We start from the raw sequence: 1,331 nt of genomic DNA, 5'->3' as shown, positions 1-1,331 counted from the left end.
ACGGCCGCGGTCCTCGTCCGGGGACGTCGCAGGCCGGGAACGTCAGGCGGCGGCCCGGGTGACCTGTGGCCGGCGCCCCGCCGTCGCGGATCCGCCCGGGAGTACGGCAGCGTGCCGACGTCGGCGCGTTCTCGCCGCAACCCTTCGGCGCACGGGGTGTCGAGGGGTTCACTCAGGCGCCGATCGGGACGACGGACCAGGACCGCATCCGGCACCTGGCCGTCGCGTTGCCGCCCCGCTATGCCGCCCGTCTCTTCGAGGCCCAGGAGCAGGGCGCCGCGGAGCAACGCCTCCAGGAACTCGCCGCTGAGGCACTCAAGGAGGTGTACTTCCAGGACGGAGGCCGTCGCGCCGGCAGTCTGGAGGAAGTCCGGTTCACGGAGATCGAGCACCTGGAGTTCGACCTGTAGCAGCCGCGCCCCCGAACAGCTCGCGAGCCCCGTTGAGCCGAAGCGCGATAGGTGTCACAAAGGCAGGTTTGTTGTCACCGAGGTCGGCGGCTATGTCCTTTACCGAGAGTCTTGTCCGCCGAACCCGGAGTCGTGTCCCTCGACGGGCCGATGTGGTCGGCGCTCCGGAAGCCGTGTGATCGCGGCGCTCACTGCCAGCCCGAGCGTGACACCGACAGCGGCGGCGACGCTCTGCGCCCAGGCATTGTCGAGGGAGTCGGGCAGGACGGCGCTGGTGAGCCGGGTGGCGCCCCACAGGACTGTTACCGCGGCCAGTGCGGCCGGCCAGCGGTGCGGTACCCCGTCGCTGATGTCGTCGACGATATAGAAGAGGAGCAGCAGCGCCATAAGGAAGCTGCCGTCGAAATCATCCCAGCCGAGCGCGGTGAACCCGGCCCCGAAGGCAAGCGCGAACAGCCAGAGCCCCACCAGTCGCCGGACGGACGTGGGCGGCTGTCGCCTCGCACCATGCCAAGGCCAAAAGAACCGTGTGATGTGCTGGACGATCGCGTACTTCTGCATGACTCGCGTCCTGATCCCCCGGGGTGGCCGACTCCTGCCGGCGCTCAGTGGTAGGACGCACAGGAGCAGGACGCGGTTGTGGTGAAGTGTCGCCGCATGGAACCGCCTCGGGGAGCCAGAGGCTGTCGATCTTCGCCCCTGGTGACAGAAGGGCTGCCGAGTGAGCATGTGTGACAAGCCGCGTGCTTCGCTGGTGACAACCAGGCCGCTTCGACGGTCCTGTACACCGGTTCTGGGCTTGATCCGCTTTGGCGGACATCCGAGATCAGGGGTTCTGCCCCGGGAGGATGTCCATCATGGAGAGCATGGGGAAGAAGAAGCCACGCCCTCGCCGCTCGTTCACGCCGGAGTTCAAGGCCG

Annotated in this window: 1 protein-coding gene and 1 pseudogene; one reads left to right on the top strand and one right to left on the bottom strand. The window is 68.1% G+C overall.

Features of this window, described 5'->3' with window-relative positions; genetic code table 11:
- Positions 1 to 86: 86 nt before the first annotated feature.
- A pseudogene (gene tpg, locus R6V09_RS53315) lies at positions 87 to 410 on the top strand (telomere-protecting terminal protein Tpg); the annotation flags it as partial.
- Between the two features lie 99 nt (positions 411 to 509).
- Here tpg and R6V09_RS53310 read toward each other — a convergent pair.
- Complete coding sequence (locus tag R6V09_RS53310; protein WP_317888581.1) at positions 510 to 971, bottom strand: hypothetical protein; 462 nt, start codon at positions 969 to 971, stop codon at positions 510 to 512.
- Positions 972 to 1,331 lie beyond the last annotated feature (360 nt).

It is taken from the genome of Streptomyces sp. W16 (assembly GCF_033194735.1).
In the GTDB taxonomy this organism is placed as follows: Bacteria; Actinomycetota; Actinomycetes; order Streptomycetales; family Streptomycetaceae; genus Streptomyces.
The sequence above is the reverse complement of the archived record's forward strand: the minus strand, read 5'-3'. Positions and strand labels throughout refer to the sequence as shown.